The sequence below is a fragment of the Tsuneonella troitsensis genome (assembly GCF_001441535.1).
GTDB classification, from domain to species: Bacteria; Pseudomonadota; Alphaproteobacteria; order Sphingomonadales; family Sphingomonadaceae; genus Tsuneonella; species Tsuneonella troitsensis.
This window is the reverse complement of record NZ_LMAU01000007.1, coordinates 58,911-76,310: the sequence shown is the minus strand read 5'-3', so window position 1 is coordinate 76,310 and position 17,400 is coordinate 58,911. Positions and strand designations below refer to the sequence as shown.

The window sequence follows — 17,400 nt, the reverse complement described above, 5'->3', positions numbered from 1 at the left end:
AGGTGGTTCCCGCGCGATGATCGTCAGGCGATGAACGCCGCCACTTCCGCGATGAAATCGTCGAACCGGTCGTGATGGACCCAGTGGCCGGCGCGCTCGTACTCGCTCACCGTCACGTTATCGCCGAAGTATTGCAGCCGGCCGTCCGTTTCCGGATTGCTGGCCCACGAATCCGCGCCGTAAATCATCAACGTTGGGCAGGTGATCGCCGCCCATAGCGCCTGCTGCCCTTTGGTCGGCACGTCGTCCGGCGGCCAGGCGTGGAGGTGGGGATCGAACTTCCAGCTGAAGGTGCCGTCCTCGTTCCGCATCACCGCGTGCAGCGTGAGGTGGCGGGCCTGTTCGTCCGACAGATAGCTGTTCGCCTCGCGCATCCGCTCGAGCGCGTCGGCAAACGTGGCGTATCTCTTGACCGAGCGGGCGCTGGCCTCGCGCTTCTTGTCGATCCAGCTTGTCCACTGGTCGCCGTACGGCTTCGCACGGCGCTGCTCGATCATCTTGGGGCTGGGGCCGAGCCCCTCGATCGTCACCAGCCGCCGCACGCTGTCCGGATAAAGGCCGGTGTAACGGGTCGCGATATTGCCGCCCAGCGAGTGCGCGACGATCGTGACCGGGGCGAGGCTCAACTGGTGGATCAACTGCGCGAGGTCATAGACGTAGCCCATCACCGGGTAGTGGCCGTTGTTGTTCCATTCGCTGTCGCCGTGGCCGCGCAGGTCCGGGCAGATGACGTGCCAGTCCTTGCGAAAGTGTTCGGCGGTCCAGTCCCAGTTGCGGCAGTGGTCGCGCCCGCCATGCAGCAGGATCAGCGGGGGCGCATCCGGATTGCCCCAGTCGGCATAATGGAGCCGGGTGCGCTGGCTGATGTAGCTTTGCGAGGTGGGGCCAATCAGTTCCATGCCTGCCCTTTACGTAAGCGGAAAATTCGGTTGCGGATCGCTACCCGCCTGATACGCTCGCGCCAATAGCAGAATCAATCGAGAGGACCCTTTCCATGCCCGTCGTAGACGTTCCCGATCCCGAGTTCATGCAGGACGAGGAAATCGCCATCTTCCGCGATGCGGTCGGCAAGTTCTACGAACAGCACGCGCCGGCCAAGCGGGTCGAGAAATGGCGCGAGGACGGGCAGGTCGAGGCAGAGTTCTGGCGCGAGGCCGGGGCCGCGGGCCTGCTCGGCATGACGGTTCCGGTCGAATACGGCGGTCACGGGGGCGATTTCCGCCACGATCTCGTGGTGCTCGACCAGCAGGCCGAAAAGGGCGTCGACGGTTTCGCCGCCTCGCTGCACAACGTGATCATCCTGCCCTATGTCGTGCGGCACGGCACGGAAGAGCAGAAGAAGAAGTGGCTGCCCAAGCTCGTCTCGGGCGAGCTCATCAGCGCGATCGCGATGACCGAGCCGGGCGCCGGATCTGACCTGCAGAGCATCACGACGACCGCGATCAAGGACGGCAACGGCTATCGCCTCAGCGGCGCGAAGACGTTCATTTCCAGCGGCCAGCTGGCGAACTTCATCATCGTCGTCGCCAAGACCGACCCCAAGGAGGGCGCCAAGGGCATCAGCCTGATGTGCCTCGAAACCGAGGGCGCCGAAGGGTTCCGCCGCGGCAAGAAGCTCGACAAGATCGGCCAGGACGCGTCCGACACGAGCGAGCTGTTCTTCGACGACGTGTTCATCCCCGGCGACAACGTGCTCGGCGGGGTCGAGGGGCGCGGGTTCTACCAGCTGATGGGCGAGCTGCCGCAGGAACGCCTCGTCATCGCGATCGGCGCCATGACCACGATCGAGAAGGCGCTCGATACCACGGTCGAATACGTCAAGCAGCGCAAGGCGTTCGGCAAGACCATCTGGGACTTCCAGAACACCCAGTTCGTGCTCGCCGACCTCAAGGCGAAGGCGACCGCCGCCAAGGTGTTCCTCAACGATTGCACGGCCAAGGTGCTGAAGGGCGAGCTCGACGTAACCACCGCGTCGATCGCGAAGTACTGGGTCACCGAACTGCAGGGCGAAGTCGTCGACAAGTGCCTGCAGTTCCACGGCGGCTGGGGCTACATCAACGAATACGCGATCGCAAAGATGTATCGCGACAGCCGCATCACGCGCATCTTCGGCGGATCGAACGAGATCATGAAGATGCTCATCGCCCGGTCGATGTAAGGGGAGAAGCGCTGTGAACGGATCGGCATTCCGCGACGGCCTGCTCGAAGGCAAGGTCGCGTTCGTGGCCGGCGGGACGAGCGGGATCAACCTCGGCATAGCCAAGCGGTTCGCCTCGCTCGGTGCGCACGTGGCGGTCTGCGGGCGCGATCCCGACAAGGCGGTCCGCGCGGCCGAGGCGATCGGGCACCATGCCCTGGGCCTCAGCGCCGACGTGCGCGATTTCGCGGCGATCCGCGGCGCGCTGGAGACCGCCAGCGACCGGTTCGGCGCGTTCGACATCGTGGTGGCGGGGGCGGCGGGCAACTTCCTCGCCCCCGCGCTCGGCATGTCGGCCAATGCGTTCAAGACGGTGGTCGACATCGACCTGCTCGGCACATTCAATACCTTCCGCGCGTGCCACGACCTTTTGAACACGCCCGCCTCGCTGATCGCGATCACCGCGGGTCAGGCGGAACAGGCGATGGCATTGCAGGTACATGCCTGTGCCGCGAAGGCGGGGGTGAACCAGGTCATCCGCACGCTGGCGATCGAGTGGGGCCCGCACGTGCGCGTGAACGGCATCTCGCCCGGGCCGATCGACGGGACCGAAGGCATGGCCCGGCTCGCGCCCAATCCCGCGCTGCGGCAGGCGAGCGAGCATCGCATACCTCTGAAACGCTGGGGCCAGATCGAGGAGATCGCCGAGGCGGCCGTGTTCCTTTCCTCGCCCTCGGCCGCCTATGTCACCGGCACCATCCTCGACGTCGACGGGGGAAGCTCGGTTGGCGATGCGGGCCGGATGGACATCGCCGAAGGGCTCTAGCGTCAGATCTCGGGCAACGCCTGCTCGGCAAAGCACCATCCCGCCAATCCCTTGCTCTTCGCGCGGGCCAGCAGCTTCTTCGCGTCCGAGATCGAGAACGGGTGCGCGTGGTCGAAATCCTTGAGTTCGCCCCAGGCGATCGGGATCGCGACCGGCGCCCCTTCGCGGGCCCGTGCCGAATAGGGTAGCACGGCGGTGCTGCCGCGCTGGTTGCGCAGCCAGTCGATGAAGATCTTCCCCTTGCGCTTGGCCTTGCTCATCGTCGCGACGAAGCGGTCCGGCTCGGCCAGCGACAGCGCCTCGGCAAAGCGGCGGGCGAAATCCTTGTGCGCTTCCCACGAGTGGCCGGGCGTCAGCGGCACCACCACGTGCACCCCCTTGCCGCCCGACAGCATGGCATAGCTGGCAAGGCCGAGGTCGCTCAGGCGGTCGTGAATGTCCTTGGCGGCGGTCTTCACGTCCGCGAAATCGAGCCCTTCGTCGGGGTCGAGGTCGAAGATCATCCGGTCGGGCTTTTCGACGGCGGACGACCGCGAACCCCAACCGTGAAATTCGATCGTGCCCATCTGCACGCAGGCGATCAGACCCGCGGCATCCTCGACGTATAGGTAATCCTCCGCTCCGCCGTCTTTTTCCACGATCGGTACGTGGTGGACGTGCGGGCCGAACGATCCGCTGTCGTGCTTCTGGAAGAAGCACTTCTTGCCGCGGCCCTGGGGGCAACGGACCAGGCTGATCGGGCGCTGCGCGGCCCATGGCAGCATCAGCGGCGCGACGGCCTGGTAGTATTCGGCAAGCTCGCCCTTGGTCTGGCCGCTCTCGGGGAAGATCACCCGGTCGGGGTTGGTGATCGTCACCGCGTCGTCTGTCTCGGGCGCCTTTTCGGGCGTCTCGGGCACGACCGCGCTCGCCTTCTTGTCGCCGCGCAGGCCCAGGAAGCTGCCATGGCGGACGTTGCCGTCGGCAGTGAATTCGGCGAACGCGACCTCTGCCACGAGATCCGGTTTGAGCCAGGTGACTCCGCGCGACGATACCCGATCGACCTCGGCGGGCGGCGTCTTGCGCTCCAGCTTGGCGAACGTGCCCGCCAGCTCTGCCATCGTGTCCTGCGTGAAGCCGGTGCCGACATTGCCCTTGTACACCAGGGAATCTCCCTCGTGCTGGGCAAGCAGGAGCGAAGAGAACGGACGCCCCTTCGCGGACGACTTCTTCCAGCCGATGATCACGAATTCCTGCCGCCGGGTGCACTTGACCTTGACCCAGCTCTTGCTGCGGCTGGACCGGTATGGCGCGTCGATGGCCTTGGAAATGATCCCCTCCTGCCCGGCGTCGCACATCGCCTTGTAGAGCTTCTCCCCTGCTCCGATGACGTGATCGGCCACGTGGACCGGCGGCTGCACGCCCTTGAGCAGGGCCTCCAGCCGTTCCTTCCGCTCGATGTTGGGCAGTTTGGCGAGGTTCTCGCCGTTGGCTTCGAGCAGGTCGAAGGCGTGGAAGCTGAGATTGTCCTTTTCGCCCTCCGATCCGTGTCCGCGCTTGAGGACTGCCTGGAGCGACGAAAAATCGGGATTGCCGTCCTTCCCGTAAGCGACGATCTCGCCGTCGATCAGGACCGGTGGCAGGTCGAGCGCGGCGATCGCGCCCACCAGCGGAGCGAACTTGGCGGTCCAGTCCTTGCCGCTGCGGGTGAAGACGTGGACCTTGTCCCCGGCCGCCGCGATCAGCGCGCGGTACCCGTCGAATTTGATCTCGTGCATCCAGCGATTGCCTGCTGGCACGCTGTCGACGAGCGTGGCGAGCTGGGGTGCGCGGAATTTCGGTGGTTTCGATCCTCCCACCCCGCGCTTGGGACCCGCCCCCTCCACCACCCTGCGGGTGGTCCCCCTCCCCGTGACGGGGAGGACTTTGGCGTTGTGCTTCGCCGCTTTCTTCATCTCCGCCGCGAAGGCATCGCCCTTCTTGCCCTGCAGCGAGTGCTCGCCGCCGGTATCCGCCTCGATCTCGGCCATCGTGCGCCCGGTCAGCACGCTGGTCAGCGCGTGTTCGACCAACGGGTCGCCCTCTTCGGCGAATTCGTCGGAAATCTTGCGCAGCAGCCAGTTCTCGCGCTTTTCGCCGGGGCGGGGTTTCAGGCGGATCAGCAGCCACTCGCCGTTCATGCGTTCGCCGGTCAGCGTGAAGTGCAGGTGGCCCTTGTCGATGTCCTTCCAGCTCTTGCCCTCGACCGGTTCCCACGTGCCGCGGTCCCACAGCATCACGGTGCCGCCGCCGTATTCGCCCTTGGGGATCGTGCCCTCGAACTCGGCGTAGGATAGCGGGTGGTCCTCGGTCCGCACCGCGAGCCGCTTGATCTCGGGATCGGGCGAGGGACCCTTGGTCACCGCCCAGCTTTTCAGCACGCCGTCCGCTTCCAGTCGCAGGTCCCAATGCAGGCGGGTCGCATCGTGCTTCTGGACGATGAAGCGGTTGCCGCCGCTGGAGCTTGCCCGCTTGCCGGCAGGCTCCGCCGTCAGCTTGAAATCGCGCTTGCGGTTGTATTCGGCCAGGGGATCGCGGGCGCTCATTCGTCGGCTGCCCGTTCCGTGTCGGGGAACCAGCGCGTCTCGACGAACCACAGGAACGTCATCATGATTAGCGATACGCCAACCCCGATCGCGACCAGCGGCCACTGACCCGCACCGCAGGCGATCCCGATCACCGCGACGAGCCAGAGGTTGGCGGCCGTTGTCAGGTTCTTGATCCGGCCCTTGCTGAACACGATCAGCCCCGCGCCGATGATGCCGATGAAGGAACCGGTCGCTTCGAACACCCGCAGCGGATCCATCCGCTCGCCGCCGAGCTGGTTGTAGAGCGCGATGATCGACACCGTCATCGCCGCGGCGGTGAAGCACACCAGGCCGTGGGTTCGCAGCCCCGCCGCATGGCCGCGCAGTTCGCGGTCGAGGCCGAGCAGCAGGCCCAGCCCCGCCGCGACCGAAAGGCGCATGAGCAGGTCGACGTGAATCCAGTGGACCAGCGTTGGCGGGTTCAGGTCCATCAGGCCCGCTTGCGCGTTTTTGCCGGAGTTTTGGCGGCAGGCTTGGCCTTTTCCTTGCCGCCGACCGACTGCTTGAGCGCGGCCATCAGGTCGATCACGTTCGACTTGCCGCCGGTGGACGGTTCCTCGACATCCTCGAGCACCTTCTTGCCCTTGGACTTCGCCTTCTTCTCGACGAGCTTCTTGAGCGCGTCGACATAGCGGTCGTGGAACTCGCCCGCTTCGAACGGCGCGGTCTTCTGGTCGATCAGCGATCCGGCGAGCGCCAGCATTTCCTTGGCGGGTTTCGCCGACGGAATGTCCTTGAAATAGGTCTGCGCCTTGCGAACCTCGTCCTCGTAGCGGAGCGTTTCGAGGACGAGCCCCTTGCCGCAGGGCTTGAGGCTGACGAGCTGTTCGCGACCGCGCACCGACAGCTGACCCAGCGCGACCTTCTTCTTCGCCTTCAGCGCGTCGCGCAGGACGATGTAGGCTTCCTCGGCCAGTTCGTCCTGCGGCACCACGAAATAGGGCTTTTCGAAATAGAACACGTCGATCTCGCTCGAATCGACGAACTGCACCAGTTCGAGCGTCCGCTTGCTCTCGACCTTCGCGGCCTCGATCTCGTCGTCGTCGAGCAGGACGTAATTGCCCTTCGAGATCTCGTATCCCTTGACGATCTCGTCGCGGTCGACCGGACCGATCCCCGCCACGACCTTTTCGTAATTGATTGGCTTGCCGCTGGGCTCGTGGATCTGGCGGAACGAGATCGCCGCGCCGGACTTGGTCGCGGGGTAGATCTCCACCGGAATCGAAACGAGCGCCAGCCTGATCTGACCCTGCCAGTATGCGCGTGCGGCCATTGCAATGTCCCCTCTTGTTGGTGACTCGACTCGCGGCGCGTCGATTCGTTTCCAATCGGGGCAAGGCACCCTATCTGACGGCGATGATCGCCCAGACCATTCAGCTCGCGCTCGCCCCGGTTTTCGTACTGGTGGCGATCGGCAACATCATGAACCTGCTCTCCACCCGCCTCGGCCGGATCGTCGACCGCAGCCGCGCGCTGCAGGTGCGGCACGGCGAGACCGTGGGCGTGGACCACGACATGGTGGTGCGCGAGATGCGCGTCGTCAATCTGCGGATCAAGCTGGTGGGCAGGGCGCTGCGTCTATTGGTGACGAGCGGCCTTGCGACCGGCGTGACGGTCGCGGTGCTGTTCGTGGAGGAGTTGCTGAGCGCCGACCTTCAGCGCGTGGCCGCCACGACCTTCATCCTGGCGGTGGGGCTGATGATGTGGGCGCTGGTCCTGTTCCTGCGCGAAACGCAGGCCGCGTCGGCTGCGCTGCGCATTCCGGACGAATACCTGGAACCGGACCGGCGGATCTAGTCCTTGGGCGGGGCCAGCAGCCGGTGGCCCTGGCTCTTGATGGCGCCGGCGATCATCGGCTCGACGAAGGCGAGCGCGGGCGGAAGATCGACGTTGAGCACGACCTGCCCCGGCTCGAGATTGACGTTGGCGCGCAGCGACTGGCCCATCGCGCTGATGTCCATCGTCATCCGGTCCTCGCTCGGCCACGCGGTCTGCACCGCGCCCCCGCCGGGTATGCTGTCGCCGATCGATCCGGTGTTGGACCGCAGGCGCTCGCGCACGGTGTCGTTGTCGAGCTGGTGCGGAATGGCGACGCGCATCAGGTGATGTCCTTGGTGGGAGGAGGCAGGGCGACATCCTCGCCGCCGTACTTGTAGTCGAGATAGCGGGTCTTGATCGCCAGGTCGTCGAGGCTGCCCTCGGCCAGTTGGCGGGTTACCCGCTCGATCTCATCGCTGATCTTGCCGAGTCCGCCGACGAGCTGATCGTCGGGAGCCGCCCCGGCGCGCTGTTCGGCTCGCAGGTGCTGCGGAATGCGGCGATAGCTGTCGACCATCTCGGGCAGCGTCTCGCCGACCAGGGTTCGTACCTCGCGTGCGGCGGGATGGTTGGGGTCGATCCCGTCGAGCTGCAAGCCGAGCGAATCGAGCTGGACGCCGATCTTGCCGACCATGTCGGCCGCGGGCGCAGGAAGCGCGGGTCGCTGCGCCTCGAGCCAAAGCTCCGTCCGCCCGACGAGCTGCCGCGCGTCGGTGCTTCGCGACAGGTCGGCGCGCTGGGGCACTTTCATCTTCGGATATTTGCCGAGGACCGCAACGGCCACGACGCTGGCGAAGATCAGCGCCATCACGCCCATGAAGCCGATGCCGCTGACGATCGTCCCAAGGATGCCCGCGCCGATCCAGATCGCGAATATCGCGATCAGGATGTTGCGCAGCTTCTTGAACAGGTGGCGCTGCTTCAGTTTGCGCGAGCCCCTGCCGATCGAGCTTGGCAGCTCGCGCCGATGCCGCCCGCCCGCGCGATTGTCGTCGCGCACTCGGCGCGCCTCGTCGAGGACGCGATCGGACTGGCGGGTCAGGTTCGACAAGTCGGTGTTCCCGGGATCAATTTTCGACCGTCAGCAGCTTGGATTCAGTGACCGAAGCGGCGGCCTTGGCCTGGCCCTCGGCGCGCGCAATGTAGCCCTTCGACTTCTCGACCTCGCCCGACAGCGTCTCCACCGTCTGCTTCATCGAATCGAGCGCCCGCAGCTTGAACGCGTCGACCTCGTCCATCGTGTCGTAGATGTTCTGGAACGCGCGCTGCAGGGTCTCGAGCGGGATGGTCGAAGCGGCGGCCTGTTCGTGGATCTTGCCGGTCTGTTCGCGCAGCAGCTTCGACGTGCTGTCGATGATCCCGGCGGTCGTGGAGTTGAGCGCGGTGATCTGGTTCAGCACGAGCCGCTGGTTGGTCATCGCCTCGGCCACGGTCACCGCGGTGCGCAGCGCGCCGACGGTGGTCGTGCTGGCGCGGTCGACGCCCTTGACCAGTTCGACGTTGTTTTTCTTCACCAGGTCGAGGCTGAGATAGCCCTGCACGCTGACCGCCATCTGGGTGAGCAGGTCCTGCGAACGCTGACGGACATAGAACAGTGCCGTCTCGCGCAGCGCCTTGGCCTTGGCCGGATCGGTCGCGTCGAGTTCGGCGGCCTTTTCCTCCAGCTTCTCGTCGAGCACCTTCGAAATGTGGATCATCTGCTCGAGGTTGCCCATCGCCTCCCACAGCTTCTGCCGTTCGACGTCGATCGCGGCGTTGTCCATCAGGAGCTCGTCCTTGCCGCTCGACAGGTTGCCGAGGATCGACTGGATATGCGTCTGCGCGCTCTGATAGCTGCGGAAGTAGTTGGTCAGCTTGTTGCCGAACGGGATGATGCCGAGGATCTTGCGCGGTCCGCTTTTCGCGCCGCGCTTGCCGGGGTCGAGGTCTTCCACCACGCGGCGCAGTTCGGCGAGGTTCGCGCCTACGCCCTCATCCTTGTCCATCGCGCGCACGGGTCGGTCGAGGAAGCGGTTGGACATGCCCGCGGCCGCCATGATTTCCTTGCGGCCCATGTTGGTCAGCTGGTCGACCTTTTTGCCGAATTCGGGCGAGTTCGCATCCTGGGCCACGAGGTCGGCGACGAATGCGTCGGCCTTTTCCTCCAGCTTGGATTTCTTGTCGTCGGAAACCGGGACAAGGCCCGATGCCTTCGCGGCCGTGACCACCGGCACCGGATCGGGCGGGGTCAGTTCGAATTCGGTCGCCGTGGCGGTTTCGGTCTTGGGCTGGGTCGTGGACATTGCGCTCTCTTGCTCCTCCAGCGACTGTATTAGGGGTGTAAGACACAGTTTTCAATATTCAAGCCGACGATTTGCCTCAAGCAGGCGGTGGCGTCCATGCGCTTTCGCGGGCTAGAGGCTGGCGGACCGGAGCCTTTTTGCGGGCCCGAACGAGGAGTACGCGTGATGGGGGCAGGTTCGCCGGCGATCAGTCGCTTCGGTATCGGACGGATCGTCGTACGCTGGCGAACCTGGTGGACCGAGCAGGTCATCGGCACGGTCGATCATGCCGGGGTCATGGCGGAGCGGCGTGACGAGGGGGCGCTGTCTGCGCGCTACCTGTTCCTCACCGCCATGTCGGCGGGTATCGCGATCCTTGGCCTACTGCTGTCCTCTCCCGCGGTCGTCATCGGCGCGATGTTGCTCTCGCCGCTGATGGGTCCGATCGTCGGCCTGGGGTTTGCGTTGGCGACCGCCGACTATCGGTGGATGCGCCAGACGGGTCTGTCGCTGGCCTGGGGGTCGTTGCTCGCCGTCACCTTTACCGCGCTGATCGTGGCCCTGTCGCCGCTCCAGGAGATCACGTCGGAGATCGCGGCGCGGACCCGGCCCAACCTCTTCGACCTGCTGGTGGCCGTATTCTCGGGCCTCGCAGGCGCATATGCGCTGATCCGGGGCAAGGAGGGCGCTGTCGTGGGCGTGGCCATCGCGACCGCGCTGATGCCGCCGCTGGCGACGGTGGGCTTCGGCCTCGCGACGCTGAACTGGACGGTATTTTCCGGCGCGCTGCTGTTGTTCGTGACCAACTTCGTGGCGATCGCCCTGTTCGCGGCGCTCATCGCGCGGCTTTACGGGTTCAAGACCTACCTGTCGGGCCGTCACACGATGGTTCAGAACATCATCATGTTCGGGGTGCTTGTCGCTCTCGCGGTTCCCTTGGGACTATCGCTGGTGCGGATCGGTTGGGAAACGCGGGCCCAACGCGTGATCCGGGCGGAGGTCGTGCGGCCGTTCGGTTCGTCCGCCAGATTGTCGGAAGCCACGTTCGATTTCCGCGCGCAGCCGATCGCCGTCTCCGCAGCAGTGCTAACTCCGCGCCTCGACCCTGGCGCCGAGCGCAGGATCGGCCAGAAGATCGAGGCCGCCATCGGACAGCCGATAAACTTGTCGCTCGTCCAATACAGGGTCGGAACGACCGCGAGTGCCGCCGAGGAGGCGCAGCTCGCCGCCGCGCGCGACCGACAGCAACGCGCCGACCAGGAAGCGGTCCAGCTCGGACGGCAACTGGCCGTCCTTGCCGGGGTCGAGCGCGAGGAAGTGCTGATCGACCGGGAGAACCGGCGGGCGCTGGTGCGGGTGTCGTCCCTCGAAGGAGCGGACCTTGCGACATGGCGCTCGCTCGAGCGGCGGATCAGGGAATCGTCGCCCGACTGGACAGTGGAGATCGTGCCGCTCGCCGGTGCCCTGCCGACGGTATCGTTTGCCGATGGCGAGCCGACTGCCGACGGCCTGCGGGCGCTGGCGCTTGCCGGATGGGCATCGCGCCGGATCGGCGCGCCGCTCGTCCTGACCGGACCCGCCGCGCAAACGACCCGCGCCTCCGAGCTCCTGTCCGAAGCGGGGGCGACAGATGTCAGCGTGCGGGCAGGCGCTGCCCCGATCCGCATGGACTGGGGTGCGCCCGGCGCGGGCGATGCGGACGACGGAGCCTAGGCTGCTTCGAGCAGCTTGATCGGTTCGATCTCGCCCGCAAGGTACAGCCGCTTCGCCTTGGCGCGCGACAGCTTGCCCGAACTCGTCCGGGGCAGCGTCCGCGGGGGCACCAGTTCGACGACGCAGTTCATCCCGGTGATCGAGCGGACCTTGTCGCGGATCTGTTCGTGCAGCCGCAGTCGTTCTTCCGGGTCCGAAACGCGGCAGTGCACCAGGACCGCGGGCGCTTCCTCGCCGCTGTCGGTCTCGAAGCTGAAGGCGGCCACGTCGCCGTGGTTGAAGCCGGGCAGCTGTTCGACCGCCCACTCGATGTCCTGCGGCCAGTGGTTCTTGCCGTTGATGATGATCATGTCCTTCGCCCGGCCGACGATGAACAGGTAGCCGTCGCCCAGATACCCCATGTCGCCGGTGTCGAGCCAGATTTCCCCGTCTTCCTTGGCGACCAGACAGTCGTTGGTGGCTTCCTCGTTGCGGAAATAGGAGTGCATGACCGATTCGCCGCGGCACCAGACCTTGCCGATCTGGTGGTCGCCCTTGATCTCGCCATGCTCGCCGCGAATTTCGACTTCCATGCCGGGCAGCGGCTTGCCGCAGTTGACGATCGCTCGGTAGCGGGCCGGACGGCTGAGATCGCGTTCCGCGCCAGAGAGCCGCTCTTCCTCCACCAGTTCCACGCGGATGCCTTCGCCCGGCGGCATGACGGTGACCGCCAGCGTCGCTTCGGCCAAGCCGTAGCTCGGCGTGAAAGCGCTCGCCCGGAAGCCGGCTTCGGCGAAGGCGTTGACGAAGTTCTGCATCACGTCCGGCCGGATCATGTCGGCGCCGTTGCCCGCGGTGCGCCAGCGCGACAGGTCGAATCGCTCCGACACATGGCTTTGCGATGAGATGCGCCGCGCGCAGATGTCGTAGCCGAACGTCGGCGAATAGCTGAGCGTGTTGCCCGGGTTGCGGCTGATCAGGTCGAGCCACGCCAGCGGGCGGCGGGCGAAATGTTCGGTCTTGAGGTAGTCGCAGCTTGCCTGGTTGGCGATCGGCGACAGGAAGCAGCCGACCAGACCCATGTCGTGATACCACGGCAGCCAGCTCACCACGCGGTCGTTGATGCCCAGGTCCACCCCGGTGGCGTGGCCGTAGAGGTTGTGCAGCAGCGCCTTGTGGGTGACCGCGACGCCGGTCGGGAAACGGGTCGATCCGCTCGAATACTGGAGATAGCAGATGTCGTCGGGCTGCAGTTCGGGGAGCTGCTTCTCCGTGGCATCGCCTTGTGCGAATTCTTCCCAGCTGATGCCCTGGCACCCCTGCCGCTCGGCTGCGGCAAAGGCCATCTCGGCGATCTCGCCGGGATAGATCAGCATCTTCGGGTCCGAGCTTTCGAGCTGGACCGCGAGCTGATCGATGTAGCTTTCCTTGCCGCCGAAGGTGGTCGGGAGCGGCAGCGGCACCGGCCATGCACCGGCATAGACGCAGCCGCAGAACAGCGCGGCGAATTCGGGGCTCGTTTCGGCCACCAGGGCAACGCGGTCGCCGCGCTCGATGCCAGCGGCAATCAGGCGATAGGCCATGGCGATTCCATCGGCGCGCATCTCGGCAAACGGATAGGCCCGCTCGAGATCGCCGCGCATGTCGTGGAAGTTCAGCCCCTTTTCGCTGAGCGCGGCGTAGTCGATGGCATCGGCGAACGTGGCGAAGTCCGACCGGCGCCGCGGCAGCGGGCAGTCGTTCGGCGTCGGCGTCAGTTTCGAATCTGTCATGTGTGGAGCGATAACCCGTTGTCTGCGCGCCCCTTTGGCGCTTCCTGTATGCAGTCCGTCGGTGCGCGACCCTTCACGCGCGTGTGGTCCAAGGTTTCCCATTCGTTACACAGTGTGGCACGAATATGGCGAACGATGACCCGCCGAACCGTCAGAGAGCGCCGTCCGCCGCCCCCGCTTGGTCCAGCCAAGCTCGAAGAACTCGCGCTGGCCTATGTGGCGCGCTTTGCGACAAGCGCGGCGAAAGTCGAGCAATATCTCGGTCGCAAACTGCGCGAGCGCGGCTGGGAGGGCGATCGCTCGCCCGATCCCCGGGCCATCGTCGAGCGATTCGTCGAGTTGGGCTACATCGACGACGAGGCGTGGGCGCGCGCGAAGGGCGGCAGTCTTCTCAGGCGCGGATACGGCGTTCGGCGGGTCGACCAGACGCTCGGCGCGGCGGGCATCGACGAGGCGATCCGCAACGATGTGCGCGCCGGCGAGGCCGAGCAGCGGCGGGCCGCGCTGGCCTATGCCGCGCGGCGGCGAGTCGGGCCGTGGGGCAGCGCCGGGCCGGATCGCGCCGCGCGCGAGAAACAAATCGCCGCCATGTTACGCGCGGGGCATGGATTCGATGCCGCCCGCGCGGTAGTCGATGCGGCGAGTATCGCCGACGCCGAAGCGTGGGCGAACGAGGTCGAGGAGTTTCCATGAACCGTATAGTCGCGCTGGCGCTGGTCGCCGTGCTCGCCGCCTGTTCGCCGCAACCTGCAGCCGAGGCATCACCCGTGGCGCAAGCCCCGGCCACGCACCCCGTCTCCGGCCTGCAGGTCATTCCGGTGACCGTGACCACTGCGAGCGGGCGACACGTCATCCGCGCGGAAGTGGCCGCCACGTCGGCGGAACAGGCAAAAGGGTTGATGTTCCGGACCGAGATGGGCGCGAACGAGGGAATGATCTTCCCGCGAAACCCGCCGGATGTGGCCAGCTTCTGGATGAAGAACACGCCGATGTCGCTCGACATCATCTTCATCGGCACCGATCGCAAGGTTATCAATGTCGGGGCCAACACCGTGCCCTATTCGCTCGACCCGGTGGGCGCGCTCGACCTGACGGCGGCGGTCCTCGAACTGAAGGCGGGGCGCGCCGCCGAACTCGGCATAGTGCCGGGAAGCGAAATCCAGTGGTGAGGGTCGGCGGACAGGTGCTTGGCGCGTTCGGGCGAATCGGCTAGGCGCCCGTCGCATGGGAATTCTCTCCAAGATCTTCACCTGGTGGGACGGTGCGACCATCGGCACATCGCTGTGGTCGGCGCGCAACGGCGAGCACGTCGGCACCGATTTCGCGGGCAACAAGTATTGCCGCTCGAAAAAGCGGGTGCCTGCGGGCCAGCCTTTCGCGGGGAACGAGCGTCGCTGGGTGATTTACGCCGGCTCCAACGACGCCAGCAACGTGCCCGCCGAATGGCACGGCTGGCTCCACGGTGCGCGGGCGGACGAGGAAGGCTCGGCCGTGCCCGAAAGCCACCTTCCGCCGCCGCGCATCTGGGAAGCCGACTACAGCCCCAACGCCACCGGCACGCAGGCCGCCTATCGCCCGCAAGGCGCGCTCGAGCGCGGCGGCAAGCGCGCGGCCGCGACGGGCGATTACGAAGCGTGGAGCCCGGAGGGCTGACGATGCGCCCGACCATTGCCCGGGCCGCGATCGCTCTTGCCGCGACGGGCGCACTGCTTGCCTGCACGCAGGAGGCGCCCGCGCCGCGGCCCGTCGAGACCGAGATTCCCGAGGAGCTCCGCTCGCCCAAGATGGTTGAGCCGGTCGATCAGTCCTCAGGCACGCCGATGGAGGACAGGGTCGCGGTGATCGGCGTCCTGAACAAGCGCAACAACCTGTCGCAGACCTTCGAGATGAAGCCGGGCGAAGCGCGTCGCTGGGGCGACGTGATCGTCCGCCTTGCCGCCTGCGAACGCACCGCGCCGTGGGAATTTCCCCGCCAGACCGGCGCGTTTGCGCAGGTCTTCGTCCGCGCCGCGGGCGACGAAGGCGAGTGGGGCAAGGTGTTCTCGGGCTGGCTGTTCAAGGAATCGCCCGGCATCAACGTGGTCGAGCACCCGATCTACGATGCCTGGGTCAAGGACTGCAGGATGAGCTTCGACGGCGCGACGCCTCCGGCTTCCGATTCGGACACCAGCGAAGCGAACGCTTCGGGCAGCGAGGCGGCCGCGGCGCCCGAGACGGCGCCTTCGCCTTCCCCCACACCCGACGCCTCGCCCAGCAACGCCACGTAGCGCGACTGCGCGATCTCGATCGCACCGAGCGAGGCGAGGTGATCGGTCATGAACTGGCAGTCGAGAAGGCGCGCTCCGCCGCGCCGCATGAGCGCCACGAGCCACGCGAGCGCGGCCTTGCTGGCATCGGGGACCCGGCTGAACATCGATTCGCCGCAGAACACCCGGTCGAAACCGACTCCGTAAAGCCCGCCGACGAGGTCGTCGCCCTGCCAGCACTCGATCGAGTGCGCGTGCCCGGCTTCATGCAACGCCCGGTAGCTCGCCATGATTCGCCCGCTTATCCAGCTTTCGGGATGATCGGGACGCGGCTGGGAGCAGGCCTCGATCACGCGCTCGAAAGCGGCGTTGCACGTCACCCGGAAGCGTTCTCGCCGGATCGTCCGGGCGAGCGACTTCGATAGCCTGAAACCGTCCAGCGGCAGGATCGCCCGGCGGCGCGGCTCCACCCAGAACACTTCCGGATCGTCACGGCTGTCCGACATCGGAAAGATGCCGTTGCGATAGGCGAGCAACAACAGGTCGGTCGGGATCAGGGGCAGGGCGGGAGCATGCATCGGTCGTGCTTTCGCCGATAGCAGGGTTTGCCCGCTTGCGGTGCGTTTCGTTTGCACCTAAAGCGCGCGTCCCTGCGCAGGGGTGTAGCTCAGCTGGTAGAGCATCGGTCTCCAAAACCGAGGGCCACGGGTTCGAATCCTGTCACCCCTGCCAATTTTTTTCTTCGGCCTCGGGATTGTCCGGACGTGCGCGTAAACGCGGCGACCAAAAATCCCCGGTGTCCTGTCGTGACTTAGATGGTTACCGTTCAGGTAACGGTCGAGACCGGGGAACCGCCGGCACGAGCCGTTTGTTTTCATCGACAAGCAGAGGGTAACCTCGTTCGATGGAGGCTCGCATGTCCGGATTGTCTTTTCGCAGCAGTCGTCCCGATAGCTGGATGCAACCCCGCCCGCATTCCGACCCCTCCACGCGGCTCCGCAAGTACGGCCCGATCCGCCCCATGGAAGAACCCGGCCTTATTGCGCGGCTGTTCGGCATGCGCTGACCGGGATACCGAATAAAGGGGAAAGCGGGGCCGCTCGCCTGCGGGTGGGCGGCCCCGCTTGATTTCATGCCGAGGCAGGGCTAGGGCGACACCGCTTTTTCCGACAGATGAGCGATGCTAGGCCCTCCCGGTACTTGAACCGGGGCGGCGCTGACCCCATCCCGGAAGAAGCGGTTCAATCTCTGGGGGGCGAAAGCTTCAACATCATGGCCAAGACCAGTCCGGGCGAGTTCGTAAATCAGGTGCGTGCCGAAGGGCGCAAGGTCGTCTGGCCGAGCCGCGAAGAAACGGTTCGCACGGCGATCTTCGTCGGGATCATGATGGTTATCCTCTCGCTCTTCTTCCTCGGGATCGACTCGGCCTTTGGCGCAGTGATGCGCTGGCTGCTGTCGCTCGCCTGAGCAAACACGGACAGACAAGCGCACATATGGCTCGTTGGTACATCATCCACGCCTATTCCGGTTTCGAGAACAAGGTCCGCGATTCGATCATCGCCGAGGCCGAGCGTCTGGGCCTTTCCGAAGCGGTCGAGGCCGTCGAGGTTCCGACCGAGACGGTGACCGAGGTCAAGCGCGGCAAGAAGGTCCAGGTCGAACGCAAGTTTATGCCGGGCTACGTGCTCGCCAAGCTGACCATGACCGACGACGTGTACCACCTCGTCAAGAACACGCCGAAGGTGACCGGCTTCCTCGGTTCCGGCCAGAAGCCGCAGGCCATTTCCGAGCGCGAGGCCGCGCGGTACTTCGGCGGTGTCGAGGCGGCGAAGGCCGAACCCAAGAAGCACGTCAGCGTCGATTACGAGATCGGCGACCAGGTCAAGGTGCTCGACGGCCCCTTCGCAAGCTTCAACGGCCTTGTCGAGGAACTCGATTTCGACAAGCAGAAGGTCAAGGTCTCGGTCTCGATCTTCGGTCGTGCGACCCCGGTCGAACTCGACTTCGAGCAGGTCGAACTCGTCAAGTAAGGCAGGCGGCGC

The 17,400-nt window shown here is 65.9% G+C and carries 18 protein-coding genes, 1 tRNA gene and 1 pseudogene; 11 read left to right on the top strand and 9 right to left on the bottom strand.

The features are described from left to right. Nucleotides 1-23: 23 nt before the first annotated feature. Complete coding sequence (locus AR323_RS13680) at nt 24-899, bottom strand: alpha/beta fold hydrolase (protein ID WP_057884542.1); 876 nt, start codon at nt 897-899, stop codon at nt 24-26. A gap of 95 nt (nt 900-994) precedes the next feature. On the opposite strand from AR323_RS13680, the gene AR323_RS13675 reads away from it, so the two are divergent. After that, on the top strand, nt 995-2,158 hold the full coding sequence (locus tag AR323_RS13675) for an acyl-CoA dehydrogenase family protein (RefSeq protein WP_057884541.1): 1,164 nt from the start codon (nt 995-997) through the stop codon (nt 2,156-2,158). A 13-nt stretch (nt 2,159-2,171) separates the two neighbouring features. Beyond that, on the top strand, nt 2,172-2,963 hold the full coding sequence (locus AR323_RS13670; RefSeq protein ID WP_057884540.1) for an SDR family oxidoreductase: 792 nt from the start codon (nt 2,172-2,174) through the stop codon (nt 2,961-2,963). 2 nt (nt 2,964-2,965) lie between these two features. Here the strand turns inward: AR323_RS13670 and ligD are convergent, their stop codons facing one another. The 3 genes from ligD to ku are packed head-to-tail and all read right to left on the bottom strand — an operon-like array spanning nt 2,966 to nt 6,842. Beyond that, complete coding sequence (gene ligD, locus AR323_RS13665; RefSeq protein ID WP_057884539.1) at nt 2,966-5,527, bottom strand: DNA ligase D; 2,562 nt, start codon at nt 5,525-5,527, stop codon at nt 2,966-2,968. Further along, nucleotides 5,524-6,000, bottom strand: coding sequence for an MgtC/SapB family protein (locus AR323_RS13660; protein ID WP_057884538.1), 477 nt, complete (start codon nt 5,998-6,000; stop codon nt 5,524-5,526). Before AR323_RS13660 ends, ligD begins: the two co-directional genes overlap by 4 nt. Further along, on the bottom strand, nt 6,000-6,842 hold the full coding sequence (ku, locus tag AR323_RS13655; protein ID WP_057884537.1) for a non-homologous end joining protein Ku: 843 nt from the start codon (nt 6,840-6,842) through the stop codon (nt 6,000-6,002). The genes AR323_RS13660 and ku overlap by 1 nt, the downstream gene beginning before the upstream one ends. A gap of 83 nt (nt 6,843-6,925) precedes the next feature. Here ku and AR323_RS13650 point away from each other — a divergent pair, with 83 nt between their 5' ends. Further along, nucleotides 6,926-7,366, top strand: coding sequence for a DUF2721 domain-containing protein (locus AR323_RS13650; protein WP_057884616.1), 441 nt, complete (start codon nt 6,926-6,928; stop codon nt 7,364-7,366). On the opposite strand, the gene AR323_RS13645 is transcribed toward AR323_RS13650, so the two are convergent. From AR323_RS13645 to AR323_RS13635, 3 genes are read right to left on the bottom strand one after another with little or no spacing between them, the layout of a single operon-like run. Next, complete coding sequence (locus AR323_RS13645) at nt 7,363-7,668, bottom strand: polyhydroxyalkanoic acid system family protein (RefSeq protein WP_057884536.1); 306 nt, start codon at nt 7,666-7,668, stop codon at nt 7,363-7,365. The two genes, AR323_RS13650 and AR323_RS13645, sit on opposite strands and share 4 nt — an antisense overlap. Then, nucleotides 7,668-8,438: a hypothetical protein gene (locus tag AR323_RS13640; RefSeq protein ID WP_057884535.1), complete on the bottom strand. Its 771-nt coding sequence runs from the start codon at nt 8,436-8,438 to the stop codon at nt 7,668-7,670. Before AR323_RS13640 ends, AR323_RS13645 begins: the two co-directional genes overlap by 1 nt. A 16-nt stretch (nt 8,439-8,454) precedes the next feature. Beyond that, nucleotides 8,455-9,669 carry a toxic anion resistance protein gene (locus AR323_RS13635; RefSeq protein ID WP_057884534.1) on the bottom strand — a complete coding sequence of 405 codons (1,215 nt, stop codon included), beginning with the start codon at nt 9,667-9,669 and terminating at the stop codon, nt 8,455-8,457. A 165-nt stretch (nt 9,670-9,834) separates the two neighbouring features. On the opposite strand from AR323_RS13635, the gene AR323_RS13630 reads away from it, so the two are divergent. Beyond that, the gene (locus AR323_RS13630) at nt 9,835-11,361 is read left to right on the top strand and encodes a DUF389 domain-containing protein (protein ID WP_057884533.1); all 1,527 of its coding nucleotides are present in this window, start codon (nt 9,835-9,837) and stop codon (nt 11,359-11,361) included. Here the strand turns inward: AR323_RS13630 and AR323_RS13625 are convergent. After that, nucleotides 11,358-13,112 carry a fatty acyl-AMP ligase gene (locus AR323_RS13625; RefSeq protein ID WP_057884532.1) on the bottom strand — a complete coding sequence of 585 codons (1,755 nt, stop codon included), beginning with the start codon at nt 13,110-13,112 and terminating at the stop codon, nt 11,358-11,360. The two genes, AR323_RS13630 and AR323_RS13625, sit on opposite strands and share 4 nt — an antisense overlap. 135 nt (nt 13,113-13,247) lie before the next feature. On the opposite strand from AR323_RS13625, the gene AR323_RS13620 reads away from it, so the two are divergent. The 4 genes and pseudogenes from AR323_RS13620 to AR323_RS15305 form a co-directional block, all read left to right on the top strand. Beyond that, entirely contained in the window at nt 13,248-13,805 is a 558-nt protein-coding gene (locus tag AR323_RS13620) for a RecX family transcriptional regulator (RefSeq protein WP_057884531.1), read from the top strand. After that, the gene (locus tag AR323_RS13615; protein ID WP_057884530.1) at nt 13,802-14,281 is read left to right on the top strand and encodes a DUF192 domain-containing protein; all 480 of its coding nucleotides are present in this window, start codon (nt 13,802-13,804) and stop codon (nt 14,279-14,281) included. The genes AR323_RS13620 and AR323_RS13615 overlap by 4 nt, the downstream gene beginning before the upstream one ends. Before the next feature lie 55 nt (nt 14,282-14,336). Further along, a complete protein-coding gene (locus AR323_RS13610; protein ID WP_057884529.1) occupies nt 14,337-14,765 on the top strand; it encodes an NADH:ubiquinone oxidoreductase subunit NDUFA12 in 429 nt (142 codons plus the stop codon). 2 nt (nt 14,766-14,767) lie between these two features. After that, nucleotides 14,768-15,172: pseudogene (locus AR323_RS15305) on the top strand (DUF2155 domain-containing protein); the annotation flags it as partial. A gap of 35 nt (nt 15,173-15,207) precedes the next feature. Here AR323_RS15305 and aat read toward each other — a convergent pair. After that, complete coding sequence (gene aat, locus AR323_RS13600; RefSeq protein WP_057884527.1) at nt 15,208-15,936, bottom strand: leucyl/phenylalanyl-tRNA--protein transferase; 729 nt, start codon at nt 15,934-15,936, stop codon at nt 15,208-15,210. 78 nt (nt 15,937-16,014) lie between these two features. Between aat and AR323_RS13595 the strand changes: the two genes are divergently transcribed. The 3 genes from AR323_RS13595 to nusG all read left to right on the top strand — a co-directional run bounded on the left by AR323_RS13595 (nt 16,015) and on the right by nusG (nt 17,388). Beyond that, nucleotides 16,015-16,090: transfer RNA gene (locus AR323_RS13595), tRNA-Trp, on the top strand. A 540-nt stretch (nt 16,091-16,630) separates the two neighbouring features. Then, nucleotides 16,631-16,825, top strand: a complete 195-nt coding sequence (gene secE / locus AR323_RS13590; protein ID WP_057884615.1) for a preprotein translocase subunit SecE — start codon at nt 16,631-16,633, stop codon at nt 16,823-16,825. A gap of 26 nt (nt 16,826-16,851) precedes the next feature. Further along, the gene (gene nusG / locus AR323_RS13585) at nt 16,852-17,388 is read left to right on the top strand and encodes a transcription termination/antitermination protein NusG (RefSeq protein WP_057884526.1); all 537 of its coding nucleotides are present in this window, start codon (nt 16,852-16,854) and stop codon (nt 17,386-17,388) included. Nucleotides 17,389-17,400 lie beyond the last annotated feature (12 nt).